This is a genomic window from Brachybacterium sp. Marseille-Q7125 (assembly GCF_023062615.1).
GTDB lineage: Bacteria > Actinomycetota > Actinomycetes > Actinomycetales > Dermabacteraceae > Brachybacterium.
Genome location: NZ_JALLAL010000130.1, coordinates 1 through 899 on the forward strand (window position 1 = coordinate 1; position 899 = coordinate 899).

The 899-nt window shown below is 63.8% G+C and carries 1 protein-coding gene; it reads right to left on the reverse strand.

Features of this window, described 5'->3' with window-relative positions; translation table 11 throughout:
* Positions 1–794: IS3 family transposase (locus tag MU407_RS14025; RefSeq protein WP_246958415.1), on the reverse strand; the 794-nt coding region annotated here is incomplete at its 3' end.
* Positions 795–899: the final 105 nt, after the last annotated feature.

Consider the following 899-nt stretch of genomic DNA (forward strand, 5'->3'; position numbering starts at 1 on the left):
ATGTAGTCGGCGATCGCGAATCGTGCCCGACGATGCTCAGAGAATACGTGGTGGTGATACATCTCGTTCTTCAGCGAGGAGAAGAAGCTCTCCGCGACGGCATTGTCCCAGCACACTCCGGTCCTCCCCATGGACTGCGTGAATCCGTTCTCAATGCAGTATTCTCCGAATTCTTGACTGGTGTATTGGGTGCCGTGATCGCTGTGGAACACTGCCTGGGGTGCTGCGTAGCCGTGGGTGCGGGCCATGGCCAGCGCGTCGATCACCAGGCTTGTGCGCATGTGGTCGGCCATCTGCCAGCCCACGATCATGCGGGTGGCCAGATCGATGACCACGGCCAGGTAGAGCCATCCCGCGCCGGTGCGCAGGTAGGTGATGTCACCGACGAGAACCTCCCCAGGAACGTGCTGGTCGGGGGCGAAGTTGCGCTCTACGAGGTCGGGATGCACCGGCGCGTGCTCGTCGGTGACGGTGGTCTTGCGCCAGGCACGGGGTTGGATCGCGGCCAGGCCCAACTCGCGCATCAGCGCGGCGACCAGGCCCACCGAGCAGGGATGCCCTTCCTCGTTGAGCTGGGCGGTGATGCGCCGACACCCGGCCGTGCCGTTCTGGGCCGCGAAGACGCGGGAGATCTCGTCCTTGAGCAGCTCGCGCCGCTCCTGGGTGGCCGTGACCTGGTCGGTGCGGTCTCTCCAGGCGTAGAACGTGGAACGGGGCACCTGGAGCTGGCGACACATCCAGGCGATGGGGTAGGTGTCCTTCTCCGCCTCGATCAGGGCTGACTTCTCGTTCAGCCCTGCTCCCTGGCGAAGAAGGCCGCGGCTTTTTTTAAAAACTCGTTCTCCATCCGGAGCCGACGATTCTCGACTTCCAGTTCCGCGAGCCGGGCATGATCTGAC